A 25,662-nucleotide genomic window follows, 5' to 3' on the forward strand; every position below is an offset into this window, starting at 1 on the left:
TATTAAATTTTTAAAATTAGCGAGTAAACTTAGCGGCTCGACAACAAACGCCGTAATAGCCTACTACTCACCCACTCTTCACCTGTCAGTAAATAGTGCAGTACTTTTTGATTCTGGGTGGCCCACTGCATCTGCTCATAGGCTTCATGAGGTGCACACATCAGGATACGATCCCCGGGTTGCAGCAAGGTTTCCCCATCCGGCATCAACAACAAAGTATCGACTCTTTTTAATAACAGCGGAATAATCGGCAAAGTTTGCTGGCGCTGTGAGGGGTTTGCAATCACATACTTAAGGGGTACCCTTTGACCAGCCGCACAAGCGCTATAGACAGCCGGTGAATAACGTGGGGTCAGTTTAGTTTCCCATAAATAGGGCAGTTTATCCTGAGTGATCCCAATGATCCGACTCAAGAGTTGATCAACCCAAGCTTTATTTTCATCTTGAGCCAACCGTAAAAAATCGCGGGTCAAGGGCGTTCGTAATAAGCTAAAGACTTTTTGTGCCAGTACATTGCCGCGATTCATCGTCAGTTGGAAATGAGCACGCTCAAAAATTGGGGAGTTATCTTGTTGATTTTGCCGCGCAACCATAAACAACTCGGGTCTTAACTCACGCGCAGTCATGAGTATAGAAAGATTAGTGGCATCATCACTGGTCGCAGCAATCAGACCTACCGCTGAGTCAATGCCTGCTAATTGGAGTGACTCAAGATTTGCCTGATAACCGATTAAACTATTACTCGGTGCGTCCTGAAGATCGGTATGCTGATCAATCACTTGAACAGCGATACCCGCCGCATGTAAGCGTCGATAGACGGCCCGCCCAAAACGACCATAACCAATTAAAATCCAAGCACCTGCTTTCGGAAAGCTCGGATCAAGTAAGGTTTGGTTGGGGATACCAGTCAGCCATTCACTGAGTAAATAATGACTCGGCTTAGTCAAAACCAGCTCTAAGCGATCAGCAAATAGTTCAAACGGACTAATCACCTCATTGCCACCAAAAGAGCTAATTGAGCTGACAATTTCAGGGCTTTCAGCACGCGCAATCAGGCGCAAATGGGGTTTGAACAATTCGGTACTGAGGGCAATCAGTAAATTCGCCTGATCTGAATCGGTGAGCGCAATCACGCCTTTACAATAAATATTCAAGACCCCTGCTACTTCTAAAATAGCAGGTTTAGAAGCATCCGCAGCTAAACCCAGCGGACGCCCCAATAACGGATCACGTAGCTCGAGCTCATTAATACGATGCTCATCTTTATCCAAAACTACCGTGCGAATGCCTTCTTGCCCTAAGGCCTGTACCAGCCTCGCGCTGGTATCACCATAGCCACAGACTAAATAAAACGGCTCATGTAATAATTTAATTTTGGTACGAAACTTAGACTCGAGGCGCAAACGATAAATCGCAGGATCTTGGATAACCGACAATAAAGAGCCAATGCTATACAGCCAACCGATCACACTGGCATAAATAGTGACCGTCGTCCACATGCGTTGGGCATCGGTAAAAGCATACGGGATTTCACCAAAACCAATCGTCGAGGCCATGTAGCTGACAAAATAGAAGGCATGAAAATAGGACATCATCCAGACATTGCCTTCATTATCCCGCCCCGGAATCAGCACAAAGCCGACCATAGAAACGGCATAAATCAGGATTAAAGTGATCAGTGGAACACGTAACCGCTTTAACAAAACATAGTAGATATTCGTTTTCGACATTAGCGACGGATACTAAGGGTTTCAGCCACAAGTAAGACTACCGACACAATATTCGCCAAGAGCGCACCCCCTGACACGGACACGACCGTCACCATTGCAGCCGGAGTCACCCCTGCCAAACTAATATGGGCTGCCCAACCCCAAATAATGGCTGCAACCAATAATTGAATATCAGCCACTAAACTAGTTGCAAAGAAAATAGCCCCCATGTGTGAGCTATCCCCGAACTTTAAAATCGTCGTAATCAGGCTGACAATTAAAGCCGCAAACAAAATAAAGGTATTATGATACAAAGGATTAGCCATATCGCCGACAAAAAAGGCGAAATTCAAGGTCAAGGCTAATACGATAAAAAAACCGAAAATGACTTTTTCTAAATTCATGGTCGCGTCCATCGCTCATTCAGTAGTGCAGAGAATAGCAGCTCTAATCAAATGCTAACAAGCTTAGCCAAGATTTGAGCCAACACCATTAGCACAGTATCATCTGCACGAATCCAGATTGATTGAGCCACTCTATGCGTATTCCTCGTTTCTATTGCCCACTTGAACTGCAACTCGGCCAAACGCTCTGCTTACCTGAGGCGGTGTTTCGGCATGCAATTCAAGTTCTCCGCTTACAATTAGGCGAGTCACTTGTGCTATTTAATGGGCAAGGTGGCGAATATTTGGCTGAATTAATCGAGCTAGGCAAACGAACTGCCAGCGTGCGCCTGCACAGTTTTGAACCTCTGAGCCGCGAATCACCCTTAGAGCTCAGCTTAGTCCAAGCCTTACTCAAACCTGACAAAATGGATTTTGCCTTACAAAAAGCGGTTGAACTGGGAGTCAGTGATTTTCAGCCTTTGCTCACACATCGTAGTGTAGTACGTACCGATCAAGAAAAAATCGAGAAAAAACTCCAACATTGGCAAGCAGTCGCCCTGAGTGCTTGTGAACAATCAGGGCGTACACATATCCCCAAAATTCACCCACCGCAAACACTCAGCCACTATCTAACAACCCTGAGTAGCACCACCCACTACGTGATCTTAGCCCCCGACAGTCAGCAGGATTTAAGAACCATCGCAGCTACCCAAAAACTAGCCGTGCTCATCGGCCCCGAAGGTGGCTTTAGCGATCAAGAGTTGGAGCTTTGTTTAGCCGCTGGCATGCAAGGAGTTACCCTAGGAGCGCGGATTCTTAGAGCCGAAACCGCAAGCACCAGTGTTTTAGCGATTTTGCAACTCTTACACGGTGATTTAAGGGTCTGAATCTAAATGAGCAAGTTACTTTTCAGTTTCAATAAAATACTCGTCGATACTTAAAGTGGGTTTTAAGCGTAGATCCCAAGCACTCAAATTGCGATTGAAATCCGCCTGCCCCGTAAACTCATGCTCAATAGTCCACTGATCCGTTAAATCCATTGCTTGATAAACTAATAAGGGTGCACTAAACAATAAAGCTACCCCAACAGCAGGCCAACGCTCCGCATGATGGACTAGGCGAATATAAGCATAAACCAGTAGCGGTATTAATAAAAAATTACTGAGTAATAACAAACCATTCAAAGGCCAATTAGCCGTAAAAAAATAATTCAAAACCCGACCTAACTCACCTAATAATTGCGGAGTCAACATACAGAAAGCCGCTAAACCTAAAGCCGGAGAAAACTCCCAGCGTTGACTCGCTAAACGACTCATCCCTGCAATGAGCAAAGCTAAAGCAATCATCCCCATCAGATAAGGCATCACACTACTTAAATAGTACACCAACTCTTTGTTAAAAATACTTTGCAAATAAGCTTCATATAAGAAGACGGAGGTCGTCAGTACCGCTAAAGTGAAAGCATACCAAGGCCTACAAAACACCTTCAGCAAGCCTCTACATTGGTGCACACTGGCTTGAGCAACTTGCATACTCGTTGCCAACAGACGGGTACGCCGATTACCTAATTTTAAACTAATCGGCTGCTTAAGCTCCAAACTAGCAACTTGCAAAGCCTTACCATTTAAGCGCGTACCATTTTCTTTGGATAAATTACGAAACACCAAGCCTTGCTCAGTTTTATCTATTTCTAAATGATAAGCCGAAATACTCGGATCTGATAAAATAATATCATTATCTAAAGCACGTCCAATTCTCACAGGAAATTGTGTTAAATGATAATACTGATTGAGTGGCCGCAATTGAATTTCCAGCAAGCATGCATCTAATTTTTCCATTGAAAATTCTCGAATAACTGCTTAACTAATCGCATGGATTCTTTAAAATCAACACCCGTTAAAAACAACTCAAACAAAAAGCCTTGTTGCTTCTGACTCACCATCGCACCAGTGACTAATACATCACTTAAACCCTTATAACGTAAATAATCGCGCCGACAAACACTCATTTTGAAATTTTGCTTGGCGATTTGTACAAAATTAGTCTCGCATTTAAAATCAGTGACATTTTCTTTAGTGGCATTACTGCTGGTATCATCACTATTTTGCAATTCATACATCCGATAAAAGCGCGGTGCAATCATTTTTTCACCGGCATACCAAGTGTATTGATATTGCATATTGCCTACACTGAGCTTTTCATCTAAATAAATTTCGCGCTCATTGGAGCAATTGACCGAAATCACCGTGACTAAGCCCCGTTCCTCATCGGTTTCGCTCCCATCCCAACAGTTAATAGAGGTGTCGATGCGACTAGGCACTTGAAAACTACCGACTGACTCCAACATCCAAGGATTGGTCTGCAAGCGATTTAACATCTCACTACTGTTTACCTTTAATTGCGCGACGATCGACTCGTGTAGATTGCTTGCGGGTTGAAACTGCTGGGTCCTAATTTTTTCGAGCAAGCGCTGCAAATACTCAACAGCCACCAAAAAGCTCACCGCATTACCCGCAGTGGCCACATTAACCCCGACAACCGCCCCTGCTTCATTTAAGGCAGGGCCACCACTCATACCTGAATTCAAATTTCCAGAGAAAAGAATATTTTTATCTTCGCTCTCCGTTAATAAGCCATTATTAGTCCCTGTGACCACTGAAAAACCTAAGCCTAGTGGATTACCAAATGCATACAAGGTTGCACCTTTAGCAGGCAGCTCCGCCGTTTGCAAAGGCCGACCTAACTCCTTATCCGCCACTAGCACCGCAAGATCATGCAAGACATCGACATCTAATAATTCTAGCGTACCGACTGAACCATTCGTGGCTAAATATTCAATCGAATAAGTTGTCGGGTCATTGGTGTAAGCACTCACCACATGATAATTAGTGGCAAGGAGATTAGAGCGCTCAATCACAAACCCAGAACCAATCGTGCGCTTATGGCCTGTCTTGCGATTGATGATTCTCACCTGATAAATCGACTGTTGCACTTCAGCATATAAGCTCGATGAACGATCGACAGCCTGCACAACGGCAGACTGCCCAAACAACAGCAGCATTAGAAGTAAACAGCAAAATCTTGGCAGCTGACTATAATAATAATTGCCTATACCAATCACAAAAACCTCAAATCGACGCCGAGCGCGAGCGCTTTATCTGAGTAGCGCGAATACCTCACGAGCGGCAGCAATGGTTGTATTAATGTCCTCTTCTGAATGCGCGGTGGACATAAAGCCCGCCTCAAATGCAGAAGGTGCTAAATAAACGCCTCGCTCTAACAGACCATGAAAGAAGCGATTAAACGTCGGAATATCACAAGCCGTTGCTTGTTGATAACTACTGACTTGGGGTTCAGTCGTAAAAAATAAACCAAACATGCCACCCACCTGTGTAGTGGTAAATGGAAGCCTCGCCTCATCCGCAGCTGCTTGGATACCTTGTACTAGCTTAGTTGTGTTTGCATTCAGTCGTGGATAAAAACCTTCACGACTAATAATTTCCATCATTTTTAAACCCGCAGCCATTGCAATCGGGTTACCGGATAAAGTACCCGCTTGATAGACCGCGCCTAAAGGTGAAAGCTTCGACATAATCTCGCGGCGTCCACCAAAAGCGCCTACCGGCATGCCACCACCAATGATTTTACCTAAAGTCGTTAGATCCGGCTTAATCCCATACAAGGCTTGTGCTCCGCCCCGTGCTACTCTAAAGCCAGTCATTACTTCGTCAAAAATCAGAACCGCACCGTATTCATCACAAACTTCGCGCAAGCTCGCTAAAAAACCCGGCACGGGTGGAATACAATTCATATTGCCACACACTGGCTCAACAATAATGCAGGCAATTTCATAACCACGTGCAGCAAATACCTCGCGTACTTGTGCACTATCATTAAAGTTAAGCGTTAAAGTATATTGTGCAAGCTCCGCAGGGACACCCGGAGAACTAGGCTGACCAAATGTCAATAAACCCGAACCCGCCTTCACTAAGAGTGAATCGCCATGCCCATGATAGCCACCTTCAAACTTCACAATTACATTGCGTCCAGTGAAACCTCGCGCTAAGCGAATCGCCGACATGGTGGCTTCGGTACCGGAGCTGACCATGCGCAGCATTTCCATTGAAGGCATGATGTCATTGATAGTTTCTGCCATCTGCACTTCTTGGGCTGTAGGAGCACCATAGCTTAAACCTAATAAAGCTGCCTCACGGACTGCTTCCACCACTTCGGGATGTGCATGGCCTGCAATCATCGGCCCCCATGAGCCGATATAATCAATATAGCGTTGCCCATCTACATCAAACAAATAAGCCCCCTCAGCGCGGGCAATAAAGCGCGGCGTCCCCCCGACTCCACGAAAGGCGCGCACGGGCGAATTAACTCCACCCGGAATAGTTTTTTGGGCTTGTTGGAATAAGGCTTCAGATTGACTCATGATGCGACCTCTTAGGCAGATAGGGGAATAGAAAAAGCCCCCGCATTGTGAATTAATCGCCTGATCCTGTCCAACCTTAGCGTGCAGAGAAGAAAATATCGCCGTATTTGGCAGCGGCTTCACTCTTGCTATTATCACTATCGGTCATGAGAGCAACCCCATCAATTGTTTGAATATCGACCCCATAGAGCTTTTGGAAATCAGCCCGCACATTCCGCTTTTCAGTGATCCAAACCCCAGTTTTATCCTGCTTCCCTCGTACCGCCAACATTTGCGCATTCTTAGGTAAATAAGCATTTCCCCAAGTCGCTCCACGGGCTGAACTCCCGGACCAGACATAATTAACTGCTTTGGAATTCCAAACCAATAAGCCTCCATCAACAATCACATAAAGCCGTGCTGCATAATCATCCCCTGCTTTGGTTTGCTCATTTAAGGCTGGCAGTGGCTGATCAACCCGCCATGACCAATTCAAAAAGGGTGTCTGCGTTAAATCGACTTTAATTTTGCGGGTTAAACCGGAAGCCGCCGCTTGACTCTTAGCACTCAAAACCCAGCGCTGACCGTCTTGAACTAATTGATACTGAGTAACCCCTTTAAATGATTTACTATCCCAAGCGGCTAGTTGCCGGGCTGAGAACTCACCGATCAGCGGATTGGCTTCTGCTGCCAATAAATTAGTGCTTAATAAACAAGCACTCAGTACACTCCAAATTTTAACCATGATGCTTAACTTACTCACAAATAGACAACCATTAAGAGATACTCATGCATCTAATACGTTAGTTGTGCACGTATAGATGCAAGAACCTCTACGAGCATTCGATCATAAAATATGAAACATCTAGTATTAATCGGTGGTGGCCATGCGCATCTTGCTGTTCTGAGTGCCTTGGCTAAGCAGCAAACGACTCCATTGCATCTGACCCTGATCACCCCACAGATCCAGCAAACCTATTCAGGGATGCTCCCCGGTTGGTTGGCAGGCCATTATCGTTTGGACGAATGCCAAATTAACTTACCGCCGTTGCTAACTGCCGCCCAAGGTCAATTGCTACTGGATCAAGTCACACACTTAGATGCGACGCAACAAATCCTAACGACGGCGACAGGTCGCAATATTCATTACGACTTGCTTTCGATTAATATTGGCAGCGAAACTGCACTCATGTCTAATCAAGCGACAGCTGCAATACCGATCACACCGATTCGCCCTTTGGACGGCTTCATCAATAGTTGGCCAAGTATTTTAAAAGCGGCACAGCAGCCACCTTATCGACTGGCGGTTCTTGGTGGGGGTGCTGCGGGGGTGGAGCTAGCACTGGCGATTCAATACGCTTTTCAGCAACAAGCGCCACAAGCCACTGTCCATCTACTGGCCTCTAGTTTATTAGCTGACCACGCACGCGGTGTGCAACAGCGGGTACGAGATCGCCTCCTCCAAGCGGGTGTTAACCTACATCTCAGTCGAGCCAAGTTACAAGGCGAGCAACTGATATTAGCTGATGATGAGCCGCTAGAGGTTGACCATCTCATTGCCGCAACCGGTGCAAAAGCAGCCGACTGGCTCGCTAGCTCCGGGCTAAGCCTTGATCAGCAGGGCTATATTGCCGTAAATGCTTATCATCAAAGCTGCTCTCATCCAAATATTTTTGCAGCGGGTGATATTTGTTCCCGCATAGAACCACAATTTGGACGTTCAGGTGTACATGCTGTTTATGCAGGTAAATTACTTGCTGAGAACCTACCCGCGTTTAGCAAGCATCAACCCCTAAAGCAGTATCAACCCAAGCAGCGCTCTTTGTATCTATTAGCCACTGGCCCCAAACAAGCGATTGCTTCATGGGGTGCTTGGAGTGCCGAAGGAGCTTGGGTTTGGCGTTGGAAAAACCATATTGATCAAAAATTTATGCGGCAGTATCGCCTAACCGCCCCAACCCTAAACACTTCCGAGCAGCTCTCATGAAAAAACTCATGCTATTCGCAGGTTTGGGGTTATTAGTTGTTTTGTTCTTTGCTGTTGATTTAGATCGCTACTTCACCTTGGAGCAGCTCAAAACTAGCCAAGCTCAATTCGCAACTTGGCAAGCGGCACATCCTTGGTTATTCGCCATCAGTTATTTCTTAAGCTATGTGCTCATTACAGCCTTGTCTTTACCCGGGGCGGCTATTTTGACTTTAGCGGGTGGTGCCCTATTTGGTTTATGGCAAGGCTTATTGTTAGTGTCTTTTGCCTCTAGCCTCGGTGCGACTTTAGCTTTTCTCGCTTCACGCTATTTATTCCGTAGCAGTATTGAGCAACACTTTAGCCAACAATTAACGGCAATCAATCAAGGGATCGGTAAAGAAGGCGCGTTTTATCTATTCACTTTGCGCTTAGTACCCTTGTTTCCATTTTTTATCATTAATCTCTTGATGGGTTTGACTCAGCTGCCTACCCGTACTTTCTATTGGGTCAGCCAACTAGGCATGTTGGCTGGTACTATCGTGTATGTGAATGCAGGCACGCAGCTGGCACAGATCAACAGCCTCAGCGATATACTCTCTCCCGGCCTCATCCTTTCTTTCAGTGTCTTAGGCCTGTTTCCGTGGTTCGCCAAAAGTATTTTAGGCTTGATTCAACGCCAACGAGTCTATGCAGGCTTTCAGCGCCCGCAGCAATTTGACCGGAACTTAATTGTGATTGGAGCAGGTGCGGCTGGCTTAGTCTCCGCCTATATTGCAGCGGCGGTCAAAGCTAAAGTCACTTTGATTGAAGCCCATAAAATGGGCGGTGATTGTTTAAATTATGGCTGTGTCCCCAGTAAAACTCTGCTGAAAACCGCTAAACTCGCTCAGCAAATCCAACAAGCTGAACACTATGGCCTAGCCAACACTCAAGTCCAGATTCAATTCCAACAGGTAATGCAGCGAGTTCAGCAGGTGATTGCTGAAGTCGAACCGCATGATAGTGTCGAACGCTATATGCAGCTAGGTGTTGAGGTTCTGCAAGGTTATGCCAAGCTCCTTGATCCTTGGCGCGTCGAAATCAAGTTATCTGATGGTTCTAGTCAACACCTGACTGCACGGAGCATTATTCTTGCGACCGGTGCACACGCCAATATCCCTGCACTTCCGGGGATTGAAAACTCAGGCTATGTGACCAGCGATACTCTTTGGGAACGGTTTGCAAGCCTAGAACAAGTTCCAAAACAGTTGGTGATCCTAGGCGCAGGGCCGATAGGTTGTGAGCTGGCTCAAGCTTTTGCACGCTTAGGTTCAAGTGTCACGATTATTGAAAAAGCCGAGCAGATTTTAGCCCGTGAAGATCGCGCTGTAGCCGAACTTGCGGCTCAAGCTTTACAAGCAGACGGCATCCAGCTTCTGACCGCTCATCAAGTCCTCGGCTTTGAGCAAACTCCAACCAGCAAAACGGTGCTTGTGCAAACTCCAGAGCAAACACTCGCGATTCCTTATGATCAAGTCATTCTCGCCTTGGGGCGTAAAGCACGCTTAACGGGTTATGGCTTAGAGGAGTTAGGGATTCCGACTGAGCGTACCGTACTAACTAATGACTATTTAGAAACTGTGTTCCCAAATATTTATGCCGCTGGTGATTTAGCAGGGCCGTATCAATTCACTCATGTCGCAGCACATCAGGCTTGGTATGCCAGTGTGAATGCTTTATTCGGTCAGTTTAAGCGCTTTAAAGTCGATTATCGAGTGATTCCACGGGTTACTTTTGTCGACCCAGAAATAGCCAGTGTCGGTATGACTGAGCAGGAAGCTCAGGCTCAACAGATCGCTTATGAACTCAGCCGCTTTGAATTCGCTGAATTAGATCGAGCGATCACAGAAGGGACGAAAACAGGTTTTATTCAAGTACTGACCGTACCGGGCAAAGATAAGATTTTAGGGGTAACCATTGTGGGTGCTCAAGCGGGTGAACTCTTAGCCGAATATGTGCTGGCGATGAAGCATGGCTTAGGTTTAAACAAAATTCTTGGCACGATTCATAGCTACCCTACTTTGGCTGAGGCGAATAAATATGTCGCAGGTCACTGGAAGCGCCAGCATAGCCCAGAGCGCTTACTGAATTGGCTCGCACGCTATCACCGTTGGCGACTTGGCTCAACACAGAATTTAGACAAAGGAAAACGATAAATGCAATTAAATGACCTCAAATCTAAGAATCTCACACTCAAGATTTTCAAACTAAGCGCCCTCAGCCTGCTAAGCACTGCTTGCCTGCAAGCCTCTGCAGCTGATACCGATTGGGCGCAAATCGAACAAGCCGCTAAAGGCCAAACTGTTTATTTCAATGCTTGGGGCGGTGGTGAAACCATTAATCGTTATATTGAATGGGCCGCCGAGCAAGCCAAGCAACGCTATGAATTGACGGTTAAGCATGTAAAAATTACGGATGCTGCTGAAGTGGTCAAACGCATTCAAACCGAGCAGCAAGCAGGCCGAACTGAGGATGGCTCAGTGGACTTAATTTGGGTGAATGGCGAAAACTTCAGTGCTTTAAAACGGGCTAATTTACTCTATGGACCGTGGGCAGAGCAGCTACCTAACTGGAGTCAAGTCGATACCAACAAACCTGTTCGTCAAGACTTTTCAGAAAGCACCGATGGCTTAGAAGCACCGTGGGGGACTGCACAACTCACCTTCATTACGGATCGCAGCAAGGTGTCTAGCCCACCTGATTCAGCCGCCGCACTCTTAGCCTTTGCCCAACAACACCCTGGGCGCGTGACTTATCCCAAACCACCTAATTTTCACGGTACCACTTTCCTCAAGCAATTACTCCTTGATTTAAGCACAGATCGCAGTGCACTGAATAAACCCGTTGACCCGACTCAGTTGGCTAGCCTCACCCAGCCGTTATGGGCGTATTTAGATCAATTGCATCCGGTGACTTGGCAGCAAGGCAAAAGTTTCCCCGCGAGTAACACTGAAATGCACCAAAAACTCGCGGATGGTGAGCTACTCATTTCGTTAAGCTTTAATCCCAATGAAGCTGCCAGCCTGATTCAAGCAGGGCAACTCCCCACGAGTGCTTATAGCTTTGGTTTCAAAAAAGGCACGATTGGTAATGTGCATTTTGTCGCGATTCCATTTAATGCTCCAGCCAAACAGGGCGCCCAAGTGTTTGCTAATTTTTTATTATCACCTGAAGCTCAAGCTCGCAAAGCAGAGATTAAAGTCTGGGGTGATCCGAGTGTCTTAGCTGCGGATAAATTACCGGCAACACAAACTGAAGCCAGTGTATTACCGAGTGATATTCCGACCCTAGCTGAACCGCATGCAAGTTGGGTGGAAGCTTTAGAAAAAGAATGGTTAAAGCGCTACGGTAGTTAAGCCGCACATGCGCTTGACTCAACTGACACGGCTTAACCCCCATCCACCGATAACTTGGCTGTTATCAGCGGTGGCATGGCTAGGGCTAGGCCTCGTCTTGGGCTTGCCCTTGCTAGGCTTGCTACCCGTAGTGAGCATCGGCTTAAATCCCATTGGCTGGCAAATGCTTTGGTCTGATCCTCAAACCTTGCCAGCACTCAAACTGAGTTTATTTTCAGCGCTTAGCTCCACCAGCTTAGCCCTAGTACTGGCTTGCTCCTTGGTATTTTTATTCTACCCCTCAAAGGTTTGGCAGCGCTTACAGCAACAACTCCCGATTTTTTTAGCCCTGCCGCATGCGGCCTTCGCCATTGGCTTAGTTTTTCTCCTCGCCCCCTCAGGCTGGCTAGTCCGTTTAATCGCACCCTTAGCGGCTTGGACTGAGCCACCGCTTTGGACGACGACCCAAGACCCTTATGCGCTCAGCTTGAGTCTGGCGTTAAGCTTAAAAGAGACTTGGTTTCTTTTTTGGGTATTAACAGGCTTATTAAATCAGCAATGGCTACTGAAACAAACTTGGGTTGCACAAAGTTTGGGCTATGGACTTTGGCAAACGGGTTGGCAAATTTTATTTCCACAATTATTAAGCCGCTTGGCTTGGCCTTTATTAGCCGTCTTTGCTTATGGCTTATCAGTCGTTGATATGGCTTTGATTTTAGGCCCGTCTACGCCACCGACATTAGCAGTACTGGCTTGGCAATGGTTCGCTGACCCTGATCCGAACCAACAGTTAAAAGCCCATAGCTTGGCTTTGCTCTTAATGCTCTTATTAGTCTTAGGTGCCATCCTAGCCTATGCTCTGTATCAGTTGTTGCACTTTAGCTTGGCTCATCCACAGGGTAAACGCCAAGGCATACGCCGTTTCGGTTTTTTAAAGTTCGTGCTGCGTTATACACTCACCCTACCTTTTTGGTTAGTGCTCATGCTCATTCTGCTATGGTCACTGGCAGAGACTTGGTTCTTTCCGCACAGGTTGCCAGCTGAGTTAAGCCTGCAAGCTTGGCAACAAGCAAGGTTTGAGCCTTTATACCAGAGCTTATTGATTGGGGTTGGCAGTGTTGGCCTCGCCCTACCCTTGAGCTTGATTTGGTTAGAATGGGGTAGTCGGCAACCCGCTTGGTTGTATTTACCCCTGATTATTCCAGCTCTACCTTTCACGGCCGCTCAATATCAAGTGGCCTTAACACTCAAGCTTGATGGCAGTTTGCTGGCGGTGATTTGGAGTCATTTGGCGTGGGTACTGCCTTATATGTTGCTAATGCTCACAGGTGCTTATCGAAATTTAGATGAGCGCTTTATGCTCACCGCTAAAACCTTGGGTTATAGCCACTGGCAGAGCTGTTGGTCTATTAAATGGCGCTTATTATTGCGCCCCATCCTTGCCGCCTGTGCAGTGGGTTTTGCTGTGAGTGTGGCGCAATACTTGCCCACAGTTTTTGTGGGTGGCGGGCGAATTGCAACCGTAACGACCGAGGCAGTGAGTTTAAGCGCAGGCGGCCATCGGCCGAGTTTAGCCGTGCAGGCGCTGCTCCAAGCACTGTTGCCTCTGTTAGGTTTTGCCTTAAGCCTGAGCTTGAGCCAATGGTATGGGCGACGACATCCGGGATTAAACTAATGCTTAGTATTCAACAACTCAGGATTCAGCAGCAACAACGCCTGCTGATTGAAAACTTAAGCTTGCAGGTTGCTGCGGGTGAAATTGTCACGCTTATGGGGGCTTCCGGTGTTGGTAAATCCACTTTACTGAATTGGCTGATTGGGGCTTTATCACCCGCCTTCACCGCCAGCGGGCAATGCTATTTAAACCAAAAGCAGATTGATCACTTGCCTACTGAGCAACGTCAAATCGGGATTTTATTTCAAGACGATTTACTGTTTCCACATCTGAGTGTGGGTGGCAATTTAGCCTTTGCTCTGCCTGCTCATGTCAAAGGTAAAGCTCGCAAACAGAAGCTGGAGGCCGTTTTAGAGCAGGCTGGCTTAAGCGGCTTTTATCCGCGTGACCCCAGTACACTATCCGGCGGCCAACGCGCTCGGGTGAGTGTCCTACGAGCTTTACTCGCACAACCCCGTGCTTTATTGCTAGACGAACCGTTTGCGCGTTTAGATGCCGAATTACGCCAACAATTTCGTAGCTTTGTTTTTGAGGAAATTACCAAGCTTAACATCCCAGCGCTTTTAGTGACCCATGATCTGGCTGATCGACCTGCTCAAGGCCGATTGCTACGCCTATAGGAGGTGCTGCATGTTAGATCGCATCCTACTCACCACCACCCAACAACCTCAACTTCGCCTTGCAAAACAATTAATTATCTGGGGTTGGACTGCGAATCAAGTTACTCTCCTCGGCTTTTTGATCGGCCTAACAGCCTTACCTTTACTGGCCTTTGAACAGTATTATTTCGCCCTTGGTGTGATTTTACTGAATCGTTTATTGGATGGCTTAGATGGTACGATCGCTCGCTTAACCCGAATCTCGGATCGCGGCGGCTTTTTGGATATTGTGCTGGATTTTTTATTCTATTCTACGATTCCTTTAGGTTTTGCTCTGGCTAATCCAAGCGAAAATGCCTTGGCGGCAGCCGTGCTCATTTATAGTTTTGTGGGTACGGGCAGCAGCTTTTTAGCCTTTGCGATTTTTGCGGCAAAACGCCAACTGAGTAGTCCAGTCTATCCTCATAAAAGCTTCTACTATTTAGGTGGCTTAACCGAAGCGACTGAAACTATTCTAGTCTTTGTGCTGATGTGCTTATTCCCCACTTGGTTTAGTGTGTTTGCTTATGGCTTTGCTAGTTTATGTTTACTCAGCACTGTTTTAAGAATTTATACCGCGTGGAAAAACTTTGTTGATTAAAACAAGCGCTGGCGGCCACTGAACTGAATAAGGAATAAAAATAGAGTACTCTAGTACTGACTTATATGGTGGCTAGCACAAGTTGCAAGTCATAGAGCTAACTAAACCGAGTAAAACCCTTGCCTTCTATTCTCTTAAAAAATGCCACCCTGCTAGCTACTTTCGATGATGCTGGGACAGAGCTAGCGGATGCTGGCGTTTATATTGAAGATCATCTGATTAAACAGGTCGGGGCTAGCAAGGACTTACCGACTCATGCTGATCAAGTGCTTGATTTACGCGATCATCTCATCCTGCCGGGCTTAGTCAATACACATCATCATTTGTATCAAACCCTCACCCGCGTGGTCGCTCAAGATGCCGATTTATTTACTTGGCTCAAAACCCTTTACCCCATCTGGGCCAAACTCACGGATGAAGCGGTGTATATCAGTACCTTAACTGGCTTAGCCGAATTAATGCTATCCGGCTGTACGACAAGTAGTGATCATTTATACATTTATCCCAATGATTGTACGCTCGATAGCCAGATTCGTGCGGCCCAAGACCTTGGTATCCGTTTTCATGCAGCTCGGGGGTCGATGTCTTTAGGGGAAAGTCAAGGTGGCCTCCCACCGGATCGAGTGACTGAAAATGAAGCGGCTATTTTGCAAGACTCCCAGCGCCTCATTGAAACCTATCATGATCCGAGTGAACATAGCCTGTTGCGGATGGTGCTCGCACCTTGTTCGCCCTTCTCGGTCACAGCCGATTTAATGCGCGAAACTGCTCATTTAGCTCGGCAGTATTCGCAGGTACGCTTACATACCCATCTAGCGGAAACTTTAGATGAAGAGCAGTTCTGCTTAGCTAAGTTTGGTCTGCGCCCGGTCGATTATGTGGAATCCTTGGGTTGGACAGGCTGTGATTGCTGGCATGCGCATTGTGTACATCTCAATGCAGCTGAGATTCAAAAATTCGCACAGACCGGTACTGGTGTTGCGCATTGCCCGACCAGCAATATGCGTTTAGCTAGCGGTATTGCGCCCATTCCGCAGATGACCCGAGCAGGGGTTAAAGTAGGCTTAGGTGTGGATGGTTCAGCCTCAAATGATAGCAGTCATCTGCTGGCTGAAGCGCGTCAGGCTATGTTGATTCAACGTATCGCTCCGCATCAATACTCAAGCAGTATGCCCTTAGGCGGCCGAGGAGGATTTGCAGGCGATCCCGCTGCGATGTCTGCGCGTGAAGCCTTGCGCTTAGCCACTCGAGGTGGAGCAGCCACCTTAGGTCGTCATGAAATTGGCTCAATTGAAGTCGGGAAAAGTGCAGATCTGATCGCGATTGACTTAAATCGCTTAAACTATGCAGGAGCAGGCCATGATCCTGTCGCAGCAGCGGTCTTCTGTCACTCTTTTAGAGTTGATTTATCCATCATCCACGGGCGAATTGTGGTAGAGCGTGGGCAACTTTTAAGTTTGGATATGACAAAACCTTTACAACGGCATAGAGAAATCTCAAAAATGATGCTAACGTCCTGACTCCAATTTCAGGCGCTTAGCAAAAGGATCATCTCGTGTCTGCACCCATCACTAAAGTCTTTTTAACTCCACAAGACTTAATGGATAGCTCCATTCAATTAGCGGAAAAAATCTATGATAGCGGCTTCCGGCCTGATTTTATTGTCGCTATCTGGCGCGGTGGCACCCCAGTAGGCATTGTCGTTCAGGAGCTATTTGAATACTTTGGTGTCTCCACCGATCATATTGCTATTCGCACTTCTTATTATACTGGTTTAAATCAAACTGCCCATGAAGTGAGAGTGCATGGCTTAGAGTATTTAATTAAACATATCAATGCGCCTGATTCCTTATTAATCGTCGATGATGTTTTTGATTCTGGTAATAGCATTAAAGCTGCCTTAGATAAAATTCGCTCTGAAGCACGCTTAAATACACCACATGATATTCGTATTGCCACCCCTTATTTCAAACCAAATAAGAATAAAACCAATTTACGGCCTGATTATTTTATTCACGAAACTGATGAATGGCTGGTGTTTCCACACGAACTCAAAGGCTTAAGCAAGGATGAAATTCGTGAACATAAGCCGTGGGTGAACGACTGGCTAGAAAAGCATCTTTAATTTGGCAAGTACCAGTGACGAGAAGCGGCTAATCGCTCGAGACTAGCCGCTGTATTTCAGTTTATTTTGGCCTATTCAGTTTATTGCCTGACACAATCCACATAATACTGCTTCACGCCTTCCACTGTGTCCACGGTCAAACCATGTACATCTGCTTCAAAGCCGGGGAATTTTTCATTAAAAACTCGGGTGAATTTTAAATAATCCACAATAGTTTTATTGAAACGCTCACCCGGAATCAATAAAGGAATACCCGGTGGATAAGGGGTCACTAAGCTGGCCGTGATCCGCCCTTCTAATTGATCTACCGGAACACGATCAATCTTGCGATGCGTCATCATGGCGAAGGCGTCAGAAGGTTTCAGCGCCGGCTCCATATCCGACAGATACATTTCAGTGGTCAAGCGGGCAACATCGTACTCCGCATAGAACGCATGAATTTGCAAACACAGATCACGCAAACCAATTTTTTCATAACGCGGATGGCGAACAATAAACTCTGGCAAGACTCGCCATAACGGTTGGTTTTTATCAAAATCATCTTTAAATTGTTGTAAAGCTGTCAATAAAGTATTCCAACGGCCTTTGGTAATACCGATGGTGAACATAATAAAGAAGCTATAGAGACCACACTTTTCAACGATAACCCCATGCTCTGCAAGGTATTTGGTGACAATCGCCGCAGGAATCCCAATCTCATCACTGAAAGCACCATCGACATCTAAACCGGGAGTGATAATCGTGGCTTTGATGGGGTCGAGCATATTGAAATTATCAGCGAGATTCCCAAAACCATGCCAACGGTCATTCGCTTTTAACACCCAAGTATCACGATCACCAATGCCCTCTTCATCAACAATATCTGGCCCCCAAATTTGGAACCACCAAGACGCTCCATATTCCTTATCAACTTTCTGCATGGCACGCCGGAAATTTAAGGATTCAGAAATTGACTCCTCAACTAAGGCGGTACCACCAGGAGCCTCCATCATGGCAGCTGCGACATCACAGCTAGCAATAATCGCGTATTGCGGACTAGTGGAGCTGTGCATTAAATAGGCTTCATTAAAGATATACTGATCCAGCTTAGTTTCTTTCGCATCTTGCACCAGAATTTGGGATGCTTGCGATAAGCCTGCTAGCAGTTTATGGGTAGATTGGGTCGCAAATACCATCGACTTTTGGGTACGCTCGCCATTGCGTGACATTGCATGCATGCCTTTATAGAAATCATGGAAAGCAGCATGAGGCAACCATGCTTCATCAAACAGCAAATTATCAATCCAACCGTCCAAGCGCTCTTTAATCATGCCAGTGTTATAGAGCACTCCATCATAAGTACTTTGAGTGATGGTAAGAATGCGTGGATTCGTCCCTAATTGACTGGCTAAAGGGTGTGCGGCAATTTTTGCTTCAATCGCATCACGATCAAACGACTTGTGCGGAATCGGACCGATAATCCCAAAATGATTGCGGGTCGGAGTTAAGAATACCGGAATCGCCCCGGTCATGGTAATCGCATGCAGGATCGACTTATGGCAGTTCCGATCCACCACTACAATATCATTATCTGCCACACAGGAATGCCAAACCATTTTATTCGAAGTCGAAGTGCCATTCGTCACAAAGAATAAATGGTCAACATTGAAAATACGCGCTGCATTCCGCTCAGAAGCGGCTACAGGGCCGGTATGATCCAGCAATTGGCCTAATTCATCGACCGAATTACATACATCCGCACGCAACATATTCTCACCAAAGAATTGGTGGAACATTTGCCCCACTGGGGATTTTAAAAAAGCGACTCCACCGGAATGCCCCGGGCAATGCCAAGAATAGGAACCATCGGCTGCATAATGCGTGAGTGCACGGAAGAAAGGCGGCGCTAAACTATCCAAATACGCCTTAGCTTCACGAATGATATAACGGGCGACAAATTCTGGCGTATCTTCAAACATATGAATGAAGCCATTTAACTCACGCAAAATATCATTCGGAATATGCCGTGCAGTCCGAGTCTCACCGTGTAAGAAAATCGGAATTTCTGCATTGCGCCAACGAATCTCTTCAACGAAACCCCGTAAAGCTCTTAAAGCATAAGGCTCTCTATTGCCGTTTTCATCTGTTTCGGCGGCGGCGGCAAACTCTTCATCATCAATCGCAAGAATAAATGCAGAAGCCCGGCTTTGCTGCTGAGCAAAAGTCGATAAATCACCATAACTCGTCACACCCAACACTTCCATGCCGGTTTCCTCGATCGCTTTGGCTAAAGCGCGAATACCTAAACCTGAGGTATTTTCGGAACGGAAATCTTCGTCAATAATGACAACAGGAAAACGAAATCGCATAGCTTGAATGGCCCTCTCAGTTAGTATGGGTAATTTTTTAGGCAAACCGACTGGCTTTGCCTTGTTAAAAGCCAGCTTGGATAGTGTGCTGTCTTGGTACAGCACTCAAGCGCGCTTAGTGTAACAGATTCTTGAATCGACTCTAGCCAATCAACCTTCGCAAGGCACGCTTGGACTAAAAATTTAATCCATTTAAACAAAACTAACCAAAGTTAACTGCATAGATTTAACGGAATAAACTTGATTGACTAATTTGATTAAAAAACTAATTCAAACTGAGGAGGCTTTACTAAGAAGAACCGAGCTAACTAGTTTTAGCTCGGTTACGAACTAGTTTGATTGTCGCTTATTTCGCAATCGTAAGTTCGACAATGAAAAATCAAGAAAAGGAGATAAAACTAAAAGGAAATGCAATGAAACGAAAAATTTGAATCTTGGTGGCCGGGGGCAGAATCGAACTGCCGACACGCGGATTTTCAATCCGCTGCTCTACCGACTGAGCTACCCGGCCTCAAGAGGTCGCTATTAAAGCTTTTTAGGCATTTTTTGTCAAGAAATGATCTTAAGTTTTTCTAAAATTCAGCACAAACTCATCTAAACCAGCGTCAAGCCGCTGGGCGATAAGTACGCTGTACATAAGCCTCAACTAAAGTTTGGAATTCAGCTGCAATCTTATCGCCTTTTAGCGTTACGGTTTTCTCGCCATCTTCATACACAGGCGCAACCGGAACTTCTCCACTCCCCGGTAAGCTAATCCCAATATTTGCATGCTTACTTTCACCAGGACCATTCACTACACAACCCATCACTGCCACCGACATGGTTTCGACCCCTGCATATTGAGTCCGCCAGACGGGCATTTGTGCACGTAACCAAGTTTGAATTTGCTCGGCTAAGCGTTGGAAATAATCGCTTGAAGTCCGCCCGCAACCGGGGCAAGCAATCACTTGAGGCGTAAACGACCGCAAACCTAAGGCTTGCAGAATCTCCTGCCCAACGATCACTTCTTTTTCCCGCTTAGCGTGTGGCTCTGGGGTAAGAGAAATACGAATCGTGTCACCAATACCTTCTTGCAAAAGCACGGATAAAGCCGCTGTAGAATAAACAATCCCTTTGCTCCCCATACCCGCCTCTGTCAAACCCAAATGCAGCGGATAATCACAACGACTCGCCAGGTCCCGATAGGCACGAATCAAGCCCTGTACTTCGCTAAGCTTGCAAGACAAAATAATGTAATTATGGGGCAAGCCGTATTCTTCGGCTTTGGCGGCACTGGTTAATGCTGACTCGATCAAAGCCTCATGCATCACCTCATACAGCGCTAGCGGCTGAGCCAGTTGAGAATTAACATCCAGCTTACGAGCTAATAACTCTTGATCTAGCGAACCCCAGTTCACACCAATGCGGACAGGCTTATCATAGCGACAAGCAAATTCGATCATTTGCGCAAATTGCTCATCACGCTTTTTACCACGACCCACATTACCCGGATTAATACGGTACTTCGCTAAAGCAGCAGCACATTCCGGCACAGCACTTAATAACTTATGCCCATTAAAATGAAAGTCGCCAATCAAAGGCACTTGACAGCCGAGTTTATCTAAGCGCTCCCGAATTTCTGGCACGGCCTGCGCTGCCTCTAAACTATTGACAGTAATCCGTACTAGCTCAGAGCCTGCTTGGGCTAATTCAGCACATTGAATCGCAGTACGAATAGGATCAGCTGTATCGGTATTGGTCATAGATTGCACCACGATAGGAGCATGGCCACCGACAACGACCTGCCCGATTCTGACAGGGACAGTAAGATGACGTACAAGCAAAGAAGGCTGGGACATGAAGAAACTCAAATTCATTAAGAATACATCCACTCTACCCAAGGCTAAGAGTGGCTGCAAACAGCCTTAGAATTAAGATACCAAAATCAAGGTTGATAGGTGTGTTAAAGCTTCCAACAACTCATACCGACTAATTGTGCTGATTTTAAAGCAGCTGCATGTACAGGATATTGTTGCCTACCCCAAAATAGGCAACTCTGAACACGAATCACCTTGACCTGAGTCAAGACCACGAAGCTGACTAACCTGCTAAGCCATCCACTCGTGGCCGCCACCACATCGGTAAATACACCCAAAGCATACCTGCAAAGGCAGCCATCCATAGGAACTGAGCCGCTAAAATCCAAATAGCCTGCGCATCCGGCAGCCACCACACCATAAAGACACGAATACCAGCACCCAAAGCTAAAATAGCAAATAACACACCCACCACCGCTGGCGGATTAGCTACCTCACGTCCGGTATGCCCTAAACTGACTCGCGCCATCATGCCTAGGGTCATCATGCCCATGCCACCATAAGCGAAAGCATGCACCGCAAGCCACGGCGAACTACCCCAAACTAAGCTAATGAATTTCAAGGCAAACCCCAACACGAGCCAGACATAAGCCAGATACAAAACCCAAAGCAAAGGCTTATGCCAAATCAGCGGATGATACCAACCGCGCAACCGCAGGCTGTGTAAAAAGACTTGAATTAACGCTAAACCTGCCAGCATATAAGCTAACAGCGGATTACCGGTGCTCATCCAAGCTAAATCCAGCAGCGCAAAACTTAGAAATAAAATTAAGCTAGCTCGATCTAACCAGCGATAATTCGTCGCTGCAAAAGGCACACCAAGACCCTTTTCAATAAAAAATGGAATCACTCGCCGCCCCATCGTTAAGATTAAAGCGATGACCAAATAAAAACCTAAATATAAACCAAGCACTGTTCCTAACGGCCAATAACCGAGTAGACCTAAATAAAATAACGTATTCGCTACCAACAATAAGCCGATTTTGGCAATAATTCCCGCCTGCTTCCCTTGTTTAACCCGCAGGATGGGTCTAGCCACCGCCCCTAACAACCCGATTAAAAACAACAAATCCGCTACAGCGGTGAAGCTTAAAGGCAAACCCGTAAACGGCAAGCAGCGTGCTAATAGCCACAACCCAAACAAACCTGCCAGCGGATAATGTTGCAGCGTTTGCAGGCCTGTCCAGTTTTTCACCGCAGTTAATAAAAAACCCGCAATCACCGCTAAAGCATAAGCAAAGATCATTTCATGCGCATGCCAAGTCATGGCTGGATAAGCCATTGGTAAACCATTCCATTGGAAACTATACAACGCCGTCCATAAGGCTGTACCTAGCACAGCAAACACACTCGCGGCCAAAAAGAAGATACGAAAGCCTAATTGAAATAAGGCAAAACGCGGTACATACGCTTGACGCTCAGTGATTTGCAACATGGGAGCTTACCTTCAGCAAAATGCCAGACTCTAAAAGCCTAGACTGAAGCCTGCCTTGACTCATATCAAGTAGCCTTATTGGGTGGACTGATTAAGGTATAGGTTTCACTGAAAATTTCGCCTAGAATAAAAATAACAATCGACAAAAACCGACGAAATCTAGTGATTCCATCTGTATTTTTTGGCCAAGACTCATGAACTTACCTCAGCGCGAACACTATGCTTATCACGCCCGCTACTGTGAAGAAAATATCTGGTGGCTTTGCCAACAACCGGAGTTTGCTGATAGCCAAGTGATGGTGATTGCTGCACTGGCTGAGTATTTTCCCATGCTGTGCCAACGGGCTGATGGCTTGCCTGAACAACCCTTACTTTGGGATTATCATGTTGTCTTGCTTTGGTCCACTCAAAACCAAACTTACTTAGTCGATTTTGATACTTTCCTAGCATTTTGTACGCCGATTGCTGATTACTTTCAGCGATCTTTTTTGGCTGAAACTCGGTTAAAGCCTCAGTTCATACCGCTGTTTCGAGTGCTACCGGCTCGAGATTATGTCCGTGTTTTACGCAGTGATCGCAGCCACATGAAAACACCAACAGGTTGGCTAACACCGCCGCCCCCTTGGCCTGCCATTAGTCCTCATGACAACAATCTGCATCAATTGACTGACATGACAGATCATCACTATGGGAGGATTTATACCGCCAGTGAATTGTCACAGATTTATGCGTTTATGTACTAGGTCTGGAAAACTCCACTGTCCAACCCTCTTCAAACCTAGACCCAGCAACCCTACCAATTACCCCCCTAAACTTACAAAATCCGCTCAAACAGGTAGACTTTTAGCGATGATGAATCTGCTAACGAGTTAATAACCATGACCACATTTACCGTAACAGGCGAGATAGACCCTTTCTTACATGTATCGCTGAAAAAGGGCGATAAAATCTATTGCGAATCAGGCTCTATGGTGATGATGGAGGCTACCCTCGATCTGCAAGGGCGTATGAGTGGTGGTTTAGGCCAAGCTTTGATTCGGCGGTTTGCGAATGGAGAATCCTTTTTCCAACAGCATATTGAAGCGACACGCGGCGATGGCGATTGCTTATTATCCCCTGCTCTCCCTGGTGCGATGGAAATTGTGGCGGTGGGTGAGGCGCAATATATTCTCAATGATGGTGCATTTGTAGCAGCGACCTCAGACGTTGCCTTGCAAGTACGGACTCAAGGTGTTGGCAATGCCTTGTTTGGGCAATCCGGTGGCTTTTTTGTCATGGAAACTGCTGGTAAAGGGCAATTAGTCGTTTCTGGTTTCGGTACTATTTTTAGCCTAGATGTCGAGCCAAACAAAGACCTAATTATTGATAATGCCCATGTGGTGTGTTGGGATAAGCAGCTTCATTATGAGCTATCTGTCACGACAGGTAACCCTCGCCAAGGCGGGGGTTTAGGTGGTTTATTGGGTAACCTAGTGAATAGTGTTACCAGTGGTGAGGGTGTGGTCTTACGTTTTAGTGGGCGTGGTAAAGTTTATATTTGCTCTCGTAACCCTTCCTCGTTTGCTAAATTAATGGCTAAAGCAGGCGTGGCAGGTGCTTAGCCAGTGCTGCTATTATTCATATTTGAAACTAGTTCATGCTAGCAAAACACCCGAAACCGTTGCTACTCATGGGTTTGGCATGCTGAAAAGCAAACGCAAAGCCGTACCTGTTGATTTTGATGTCGCTAGCATGCTGAACCAACCTAACTCTCCCTAACCTGTTGCCGATAAAACAAATTCCAAGTATCGAATGGATAAATCTTGCCATTTGGCTCGACAAAATGGGTGCAAGAACGCTTCACCGAGGCCAGATCAAAGTCGTATTTATCCATAAACGACATGATCACAATACGGAATACATGCTCATAAGTTAGGCCACCCTTGCTTTGAATCCGTGGCAAACAGCAGAGCAAGGTTGCTAATTGCTCAGCCGTTTGCTCGCTGCAAGCATCAAGAGAAAATAGCTTAAAAAAGGCTGCTTTCAAGTCGGCACTTTTTTCAAAGGTAATCGTATTATCGACCCCCTTGAGTAATTCCTCACGCGGTAGTAAACCCGTCACTGGAAGAATTTTATCATCCAGCCGAATCCCATAACCAATCGCAATATTCTCAGGGTGACAAGGTAAAGGAATCATATCTGCATCACCAAACGGATTATCAGCCTCAATAATACGGGTACGAATTTCACTTAAAGTAATACGATGAGCAGGTTGCCCCGCTTCATTGCGCCCAGCCTCTTGTACGGGTTGAAACGTAATCCCACGCACACATTTCCACTGCTGGGCGAACTGAATTAGCTCGCCAATTTCCTCATCATTCACGCCTTTACGAACCACACAGACCAGTGTGGTCGAAATCTTATGCTGCTCTAATTTTTCTAAGGCTTGCTGGCGAATATTGCGCATATCCTGCCCACGGATATTTTGCAGCGCGGCCGCCTTAAGCGAATCAAATTGTAGATAAATTTCAAACCCAGGTTTGAGACTGGCTAACTCCTCGACTAAATGCGGATCGCGTGCCAGACGAATACCATTGGTATTCAACATCAAATGGCGAATCGGGCTGGCTTTTAAACGACGCAAAATGGCCATTAACTGCGGATGCAAAGTCGGCTCACCCCCCGAAACCTGCACTAAATCAGGCTGCTGCTCGCTGTCTAGCAAAGTTTGCAGCATGATTTCGATCTGCTCTAAGCTACGTGGATTGCCTTTGCCCGGGGCGGAATTGGCGAAGCAGACGGGGCAGTGCATATTACATTCGTCAATGATCTCAAATAATGCCAAGCACGAATGCTGCTCATGATCTGGGCATAAACCACAATCGTGGGGGCAACCACGCTTAATCTCGGTTTGGAATTTTTCTGGTAAATCACCGGGTTTGAGATAGTCTTTGCAGCGCTTAAAATACTCAATATCGGTGGAAACTAAGGTCTTTTGTACACCATGTTCGGCACAACGCTTTTGGTAATAGACCTTACCCTGCTGGAAGAGAATTTTCGTGGGAACCACCGTGAGGCAGTCTTCGCACAGGGATTGAGTCTGACCATAGAAAATATAGGGTCGTTGTTTAGTACTCAAGGAAATCTGCT

The 25,662-nt window shown here is 46.3% G+C and carries 21 protein-coding genes and 1 tRNA gene; 11 read left to right on the forward strand and 11 right to left on the reverse strand.

The features are described 5' to 3' along the window. Positions 1 to 29: 29 nt before the first annotated feature. Together B5D50_RS03180 and B5D50_RS03185 are read right to left on the reverse strand one after the other, a co-directional pair. Complete coding sequence (locus B5D50_RS03180; RefSeq protein WP_078921121.1) at positions 30 to 1,730, reverse strand: potassium channel family protein; 1,701 nt, start codon at positions 1,728 to 1,730, stop codon at positions 30 to 32. Beyond that, positions 1,730 to 2,113 carry a DUF6394 family protein gene (locus B5D50_RS03185; protein WP_078921122.1) on the reverse strand — a complete coding sequence of 128 codons (384 nt, stop codon included), beginning with the start codon at positions 2,111 to 2,113 and terminating at the stop codon, positions 1,730 to 1,732. Before B5D50_RS03185 ends, B5D50_RS03180 begins: the two co-directional genes overlap by 1 nt. A gap of 134 nt (positions 2,114 to 2,247) precedes the next feature. On the opposite strand from B5D50_RS03185, the gene B5D50_RS03190 reads away from it, so the two are divergent. Further along, the gene (locus B5D50_RS03190) at positions 2,248 to 2,982 is read left to right on the forward strand and encodes a 16S rRNA (uracil(1498)-N(3))-methyltransferase (protein ID WP_078921123.1); all 735 of its coding nucleotides are present in this window, start codon (positions 2,248 to 2,250) and stop codon (positions 2,980 to 2,982) included. A 15-nt stretch (positions 2,983 to 2,997) separates the two neighbouring features. On the opposite strand, the gene B5D50_RS03195 is transcribed toward B5D50_RS03190, so the two are convergent. The 4 genes from B5D50_RS03195 to B5D50_RS03210 form a co-directional block, all read right to left on the reverse strand. Continuing rightward, positions 2,998 to 3,933, reverse strand: a complete 936-nt coding sequence (locus B5D50_RS03195) for an FHA domain-containing protein (protein WP_078921124.1) — start codon at positions 3,931 to 3,933, stop codon at positions 2,998 to 3,000. Further along, positions 3,921 to 5,156 (reverse strand): S1 family peptidase, encoded by a 1,236-nt coding sequence (locus tag B5D50_RS03200; RefSeq protein WP_078921125.1) that lies wholly within the window; start codon positions 5,154 to 5,156, stop codon positions 3,921 to 3,923. Before B5D50_RS03200 ends, B5D50_RS03195 begins: the two co-directional genes overlap by 13 nt. A 93-nt stretch (positions 5,157 to 5,249) precedes the next feature. Then, positions 5,250 to 6,533: a glutamate-1-semialdehyde 2,1-aminomutase gene (gene hemL, locus B5D50_RS03205; RefSeq protein ID WP_078921126.1), complete on the reverse strand. Its 1,284-nt coding sequence runs from the start codon at positions 6,531 to 6,533 to the stop codon at positions 5,250 to 5,252. A gap of 76 nt (positions 6,534 to 6,609) precedes the next feature. Further along, the gene (locus B5D50_RS03210; RefSeq protein ID WP_078921127.1) at positions 6,610 to 7,257 is read right to left on the reverse strand and encodes a DUF3047 domain-containing protein; all 648 of its coding nucleotides are present in this window, start codon (positions 7,255 to 7,257) and stop codon (positions 6,610 to 6,612) included. A gap of 111 nt (positions 7,258 to 7,368) precedes the next feature. On the opposite strand from B5D50_RS03210, the gene B5D50_RS03215 reads away from it, so the two are divergent. From B5D50_RS03215 to B5D50_RS03250, 8 genes are all read left to right on the forward strand, one after another. Then, a complete protein-coding gene (locus B5D50_RS03215) occupies positions 7,369 to 8,499 on the forward strand; it encodes an FAD-dependent oxidoreductase (protein ID WP_078921128.1) in 1,131 nt (376 codons plus the stop codon). Beyond that, positions 8,496 to 10,676 (forward strand): FAD-dependent oxidoreductase, encoded by a 2,181-nt coding sequence (locus B5D50_RS03220; RefSeq protein WP_078921129.1) that lies wholly within the window; start codon positions 8,496 to 8,498, stop codon positions 10,674 to 10,676. The genes B5D50_RS03215 and B5D50_RS03220 overlap by 4 nt, the downstream gene beginning before the upstream one ends. Further along, positions 10,677 to 11,876, forward strand: coding sequence for an ABC transporter substrate-binding protein (locus B5D50_RS03225; protein ID WP_078921130.1), 1,200 nt, complete (start codon positions 10,677 to 10,679; stop codon positions 11,874 to 11,876). It begins immediately after the preceding gene. Positions 11,877 to 11,883: 7 nt separating this feature from the next. Then, positions 11,884 to 13,530, forward strand: coding sequence for an ABC transporter permease (locus tag B5D50_RS03230; RefSeq protein ID WP_078921131.1), 1,647 nt, complete (start codon positions 11,884 to 11,886; stop codon positions 13,528 to 13,530). Further along, complete coding sequence (locus B5D50_RS03235; RefSeq protein WP_078921132.1) at positions 13,530 to 14,150, forward strand: ATP-binding cassette domain-containing protein; 621 nt, start codon at positions 13,530 to 13,532, stop codon at positions 14,148 to 14,150. Before B5D50_RS03230 ends, B5D50_RS03235 begins: the two co-directional genes overlap by 1 nt. A 10-nt stretch (positions 14,151 to 14,160) precedes the next feature. Then, positions 14,161 to 14,769: a CDP-alcohol phosphatidyltransferase family protein gene (locus tag B5D50_RS03240; RefSeq protein WP_078921133.1), complete on the forward strand. Its 609-nt coding sequence runs from the start codon at positions 14,161 to 14,163 to the stop codon at positions 14,767 to 14,769. 119 nt (positions 14,770 to 14,888) lie between these two features. Continuing rightward, a complete protein-coding gene (locus B5D50_RS03245; RefSeq protein ID WP_078921134.1) occupies positions 14,889 to 16,289 on the forward strand; it encodes an 8-oxoguanine deaminase in 1,401 nt (466 codons plus the stop codon). Positions 16,290 to 16,324: 35 nt separating this feature from the next. Continuing rightward, positions 16,325 to 16,894 (forward strand): phosphoribosyltransferase, encoded by a 570-nt coding sequence (locus tag B5D50_RS03250; protein ID WP_234975785.1) that lies wholly within the window; start codon positions 16,325 to 16,327, stop codon positions 16,892 to 16,894. An 80-nt stretch (positions 16,895 to 16,974) separates the two neighbouring features. Here the strand turns inward: B5D50_RS03250 and B5D50_RS03255 are convergent, their stop codons facing one another. The 4 genes from B5D50_RS03255 to B5D50_RS03270 form a co-directional block, all read right to left on the reverse strand. Next, positions 16,975 to 19,242 carry an arginine/lysine/ornithine decarboxylase gene (locus tag B5D50_RS03255; RefSeq protein ID WP_078921135.1) on the reverse strand — a complete coding sequence of 756 codons (2,268 nt, stop codon included), beginning with the start codon at positions 19,240 to 19,242 and terminating at the stop codon, positions 16,975 to 16,977. A gap of 435 nt (positions 19,243 to 19,677) precedes the next feature. Beyond that, positions 19,678 to 19,753 (reverse strand) — tRNA-Phe (locus B5D50_RS03260). A gap of 94 nt (positions 19,754 to 19,847) precedes the next feature. After that, entirely contained in the window at positions 19,848 to 21,080 is a 1,233-nt protein-coding gene (ispG, locus tag B5D50_RS03265) for a flavodoxin-dependent (E)-4-hydroxy-3-methylbut-2-enyl-diphosphate synthase (RefSeq protein WP_078921265.1), read from the reverse strand. A 241-nt stretch (positions 21,081 to 21,321) separates the two neighbouring features. Further along, a complete protein-coding gene (locus B5D50_RS03270) occupies positions 21,322 to 22,533 on the reverse strand; it encodes an NnrS family protein (protein ID WP_078921136.1) in 1,212 nt (403 codons plus the stop codon). Positions 22,534 to 22,727: 194 nt separating this feature from the next. Between B5D50_RS03270 and B5D50_RS03275 the strand changes: the two genes are divergently transcribed. Beyond that, on the forward strand, positions 22,728 to 23,276 hold the full coding sequence (locus B5D50_RS03275) for a protein N-terminal glutamine amidohydrolase (protein WP_078921137.1): 549 nt from the start codon (positions 22,728 to 22,730) through the stop codon (positions 23,274 to 23,276). A gap of 135 nt (positions 23,277 to 23,411) precedes the next feature. Continuing rightward, positions 23,412 to 24,134: a TIGR00266 family protein gene (locus B5D50_RS03280; protein ID WP_078921138.1), complete on the forward strand. Its 723-nt coding sequence runs from the start codon at positions 23,412 to 23,414 to the stop codon at positions 24,132 to 24,134. A gap of 143 nt (positions 24,135 to 24,277) precedes the next feature. On the opposite strand, the gene B5D50_RS03285 is transcribed toward B5D50_RS03280, so the two are convergent. Continuing rightward, positions 24,278 to 25,651 carry a radical SAM protein gene (locus tag B5D50_RS03285; protein WP_078921139.1) on the reverse strand — a complete coding sequence of 458 codons (1,374 nt, stop codon included), beginning with the start codon at positions 25,649 to 25,651 and terminating at the stop codon, positions 24,278 to 24,280. Between the last annotated feature and the right edge of the window lie 11 nt (positions 25,652 to 25,662).

Source organism: Thiothrix eikelboomii (assembly GCF_900167255.1).
Lineage (GTDB): Bacteria > Pseudomonadota > Gammaproteobacteria > Thiotrichales > Thiotrichaceae > Thiolinea > Thiolinea eikelboomii.

Coding starts and splice junctions, on each gene's coding strand:
- B5D50_RS03180 (WP_078921121.1), bottom strand. CDS start 1,730: ATGTCGAAAACGAATATCTACTATGTTTTGTTAAAGCGGTTACGTGTT.
- B5D50_RS03185 (WP_078921122.1), bottom strand. CDS start 2,113: ATGAATTTAGAAAAAGTCATTTTCGGTTTTTTTATCGTATTAGCCTTG.
- B5D50_RS03190 (WP_078921123.1), top strand. CDS start 2,248: ATGCGTATTCCTCGTTTCTATTGCCCACTTGAACTGCAACTCGGCCAA.
- B5D50_RS03195 (WP_078921124.1), bottom strand. CDS start 3,933: ATGGAAAAATTAGATGCATGCTTGCTGGAAATTCAATTGCGGCCACTC.
- B5D50_RS03200 (WP_078921125.1), bottom strand. CDS start 5,156: ATGCTGCTGTTGTTTGGGCAGTCTGCCGTTGTGCAGGCTGTCGATCGT.
- hemL (WP_078921126.1), bottom strand. CDS start 6,533: ATGAGTCAATCTGAAGCCTTATTCCAACAAGCCCAAAAAACTATTCCG.
- B5D50_RS03210 (WP_078921127.1), bottom strand. CDS start 7,257: ATGGTTAAAATTTGGAGTGTACTGAGTGCTTGTTTATTAAGCACTAAT.
- B5D50_RS03215 (WP_078921128.1), top strand. CDS start 7,369: ATGAAACATCTAGTATTAATCGGTGGTGGCCATGCGCATCTTGCTGTT.
- B5D50_RS03220 (WP_078921129.1), top strand. CDS start 8,496: ATGAAAAAACTCATGCTATTCGCAGGTTTGGGGTTATTAGTTGTTTTG.
- B5D50_RS03225 (WP_078921130.1), top strand. CDS start 10,677: ATGCAATTAAATGACCTCAAATCTAAGAATCTCACACTCAAGATTTTC.
- B5D50_RS03230 (WP_078921131.1), top strand. CDS start 11,884: ATGCGCTTGACTCAACTGACACGGCTTAACCCCCATCCACCGATAACT.
- B5D50_RS03235 (WP_078921132.1), top strand. CDS start 13,530: ATGCTTAGTATTCAACAACTCAGGATTCAGCAGCAACAACGCCTGCTG.
- B5D50_RS03240 (WP_078921133.1), top strand. CDS start 14,161: ATGTTAGATCGCATCCTACTCACCACCACCCAACAACCTCAACTTCGC.
- B5D50_RS03255 (WP_078921135.1), bottom strand. CDS start 19,242: ATGCGATTTCGTTTTCCTGTTGTCATTATTGACGAAGATTTCCGTTCC.
- ispG (WP_078921265.1), bottom strand. CDS start 21,080: ATGTCCCAGCCTTCTTTGCTTGTACGTCATCTTACTGTCCCTGTCAGA.
- B5D50_RS03270 (WP_078921136.1), bottom strand. CDS start 22,533: ATGTTGCAAATCACTGAGCGTCAAGCGTATGTACCGCGTTTTGCCTTA.
- B5D50_RS03275 (WP_078921137.1), top strand. CDS start 22,728: ATGAACTTACCTCAGCGCGAACACTATGCTTATCACGCCCGCTACTGT.
- B5D50_RS03280 (WP_078921138.1), top strand. CDS start 23,412: ATGACCACATTTACCGTAACAGGCGAGATAGACCCTTTCTTACATGTA.